Origin of the sequence: Lactobacillus nasalidis (assembly GCF_016587775.1) — a bacterium.
Lineage (GTDB): Bacteria > Bacillota > Bacilli > Lactobacillales > Lactobacillaceae > Lactobacillus > Lactobacillus nasalidis.
This window is the reverse complement of the sequence record NZ_BOCG01000695.1, coordinates 1-3,116: the sequence shown is the minus strand read 5'-3', so window position 1 is coordinate 3,116 and position 3,116 is coordinate 1. Positions and strand designations below refer to the sequence as shown.

Sequence of the window (3,116 nt, the reverse complement as noted above, 5' to 3'; positions counted from 1 at the left end):
GGCCAGCAGCTGCTGCCTTATGCCCGCCGCCTGGCTCGGGAAAGGGGCGGCCGGCTCCTGGTTCTGGCAGCCATGATGAAGGACAAGGACTTGAGCGATTTCTTGGCCTTGTTTACTGAGGAAGCGGTGACCTTGACCAGCCTGCCTTATCCGCGGGCGGCCAAGCAGGCTGATTTTCCGGCCTGGGCCCGGGAGCGTTTTGCCTATGAAGGCGACTTAAAGCAGGCCCTTGACCAGCTTGCTGGCAGGGCTGCTGACAGGGATCTCGTGCTGGTCACGGGTTCCTTTTACCTGGTCAGTGCTGCCTTGCAGCTTTTGCAGGCGGGCGAATAAGAGAAAGGAGACTCTGATATGAGAGTTGCCGGTTTGAAAGAAGACAAGCAGGGGGTCATTTTTGACATGGACGGCCTCCTGGTCAACTCGGAAGAACTGTACTGGCGGGCCAACATCCAGGCGGCCCGGGAATACGAGCTGGGCATTGGCGATGATGCCTACTTGGAACTGGTCGGTGCCAGCGTCAAGGCAATGGATGAATTTTATCAAAAGTATTTCCCAAGCGACGAAGTCCGCCAGGCCTTTGTCAAGCGCACCGATGACCTGGTCTGGGAGTGGACCGACCAGGGCAAGCTGCACTTGAAGGCCGGCGTTCAGGAAGCGCTGGACCTGTTTGGCCGCCTGGGATTGACGATCGGCATCGCCAGCAACAACTACAAGTCAGTGGTTGACCACAACTTGTGGGTGACTGGCTGCCGCAACTGCTTTGACTTTATCGTGACCCATGACGAGGTCGCTGAGAAAAAGCTGCGTTCCAAGCCCTTCCCGGACTTGTACCTGGCCGCCCAGCAGCGCAGCGGCTTGGCCAAAGACCAGCTGCTGGTCTTTGAGGATTCCAGCATGGGCGTGGAATCGGCCGAAAACGCCGGGATTGACTGCGTCATGATTCCGGACCTCAAAGCCGCCAGCGCCAAGGACCGGCAGCGGGCGCAGTTGATTTGCCAGGACTTTTTTGAATTTTTAAAGAAAGTTTCCTAGCTTTTGGCGTAGTTAGTAGTAGAGCGTAACAATAAGGAGGAAATTTCAAATGACCGAAAAGACGCCAAACTACTACTATGTTGAAAGCGACCGCGACTTGCTCAAGCTGCTGTTTGACCAGCTTCCCTGCCAGAATTTTGCCGGCTTGCTGGACCTGCTTGAGCAAAAGCAGATCACCAGTTTCAAGGACCTGCTGGATTATGCTTCCGGCCCGGCCTGTCCCGGCGACCTGGCCTTGACGATCGAAGTCGCGCTGGACCGCCTGCGCCGGACTGACATGCGGCGCAGCTTTGACTGGAGCAGCAGCTCGAAAATCGGCAATTATCTGGCCGACAAGCTGCTGGGACAGAAGCAGGAGCAGTTCTGGGTTCTGTATTTTGACCAGCAGCAGAACCTTCTGGGCGAAAAAATGCTTTTTCAAGGAACCCTCGACCGCTCCTGGGTACATCCCCGGGAAATCTTCCGCTGGGCCGTGGTGTACGGCTGCGCCAGCATCATCGTGGCGCACAACCATCCGAGCGGGTCGCTGACGCCGTCGAGCAACGACTTGGAACTGACCAAGGGGCTCAAGCAGGCCAGCAAGATCATGAAGATCACCTTCTTGGACCACTTCATCGTCGGCGGGGGCGAGTATTTAAGCCTGCGGGAAAGAGAATTGTTTTAAAATTAGCTTAATTTTCTGCCAATCCATGACTTTCACGGGCATTATGCTATAATTAAGCAAGATTAAGCGAGTAAATAAGGAGAGATATCCGTGTTTGGATTAGGTTCAAAGAATATCGGTATTGACCTGGGTACTGCCAACACCCTGGTCTATGTTGAAGGCAAAGGCATCGTATTGCGTGAGCCTTCAGTTGTTGCCAAGAATACGAAGACTGGCGAAGTTATTGCGGTAGGTTCAGAAGCCAAGGAAATGATCGGCAGAACCCCAGGCTCAATCGTAGCCATCCGTCCGATGAAGGACGGGGTTATTGCCGACTACGACACGACTGCTGCCATGCTGAAGTACTTCATGGGCAAGACGGTTGGCAATTCAAAGCCTTCAGTCATGATCTGCGTGCCTTCAGGCGTCACTGAAGTTGAAAAGCGGGCCGTCATCGACGCTGCCCGCGTGGCTGGCGCCCGCGAAGCTTACGTGATCGAAGAGCCTTTCGCCGCAGCCATCGGTGCTGGTTTGCCGGTTATGGAACCGACCGGTTCAATGGTTGTTGACATCGGTGGTGGTACGACTGACGTTGCCACGATTTCTCTGGGCGGCATCGTTTCTTCAACTTCAATCCGCCAGGCCGGCGACAAGTTCAACCAGGCAATTACCAATTTCGTTCACGGCAAGTACAACCTGCTGATTGGTGAAAGAACCGCCGAAGACATCAAGATCCAGATCGGCTCAGCTTCTGTTGAGGCAGCCAAGGAAATCGAATCAATGACGATCCGCGGCCGCGACCTGGTATCTGGCCTGCCTAAGTCATTGGAAATCAGTGCCGTTGACGTTGCTACTGCCATTCAAGACGTTGTTCAAGACATCATTGTTGCGATCAAGGAAACTTTGGAATTGACTTCTCCTGAAATTGCCGCAGACGTAATTGACCATGGCATCGTCCTGACCGGTGGTGGTGCCTTGCTCAAGAATTTGCCAGAAGTCATCTCTGACGCTACCAAGGTACCTGTCTTCATCGCTCAAGACCCACTTGACTGTGTGGCAATTGGGACCGGTGAATCTCTGAAGCACTTGGACGTAATGCGGAAGACTAGCAGATAAGAAATAAGAAAACCGGCCTTTGGCCGGTTTTTATATTGGATGGGTGTCTATGAAGAATTTCTTTCAAAACAGAAAAATGTTGGCCGCTTTCGGAACGGTGGCGGTTTTGGCGGCCTCGCTGGGATCAACGGTGATGCTGAGAAACAACTTGAGCGCGCCTTTGCTGGTTCAGCGCCTGGGCAACGACATCGTGTCAGTCGGCTCAAGAATCGTCAGCGTTCCGGTTTCCTGGTTCAACGACGGCATCGACAGCGTGAGCGAATTGATGAACGCCGCCGATGAAAACAGCCGGCTGAAAAAGAAGGTTTCCGAACTGGCGCAGGTT

Annotated in this window: 4 protein-coding genes and 1 pseudogene; all 5 read left to right on the top strand. The window is 53.9% G+C overall.

The annotated features are described in order from the left end of the window. Window positions 1-333: glutamate ligase domain-containing protein (locus lacNas_RS13235; RefSeq protein ID WP_373868173.1), on the top strand; the 333-nt coding region annotated here is incomplete at its 5' end. An 18-nt stretch (window positions 334-351) separates the two neighbouring features. Further along, entirely contained in the window at window positions 352-1,032 is a 681-nt protein-coding gene (locus lacNas_RS13230; RefSeq protein ID WP_201331213.1) for an HAD family hydrolase, read from the top strand. Between the two features lie 49 nt (window positions 1,033-1,081). Beyond that, a complete protein-coding gene (locus lacNas_RS13225; RefSeq protein ID WP_201331212.1) occupies window positions 1,082-1,696 on the top strand; it encodes a JAB domain-containing protein in 615 nt (204 codons plus the stop codon). Between the two features lie 90 nt (window positions 1,697-1,786). Then, window positions 1,787-2,791: a rod shape-determining protein gene (locus lacNas_RS13220; protein ID WP_004560533.1), complete on the top strand. Its 1,005-nt coding sequence runs from the start codon at window positions 1,787-1,789 to the stop codon at window positions 2,789-2,791. A 49-nt stretch (window positions 2,792-2,840) separates the two neighbouring features. Beyond that, a pseudogene (locus tag lacNas_RS13215) lies at window positions 2,841-3,116 on the top strand (rod shape-determining protein MreC); the annotation flags it as partial.

Coding starts and splice junctions, on each gene's coding strand:
- lacNas_RS13225 (WP_201331212.1), top strand. CDS start 1,082: ATGACCGAAAAGACGCCAAACTACTACTATGTTGAAAGCGACCGCGAC.
- lacNas_RS13230 (WP_201331213.1), top strand. CDS start 352: ATGAGAGTTGCCGGTTTGAAAGAAGACAAGCAGGGGGTCATTTTTGAC.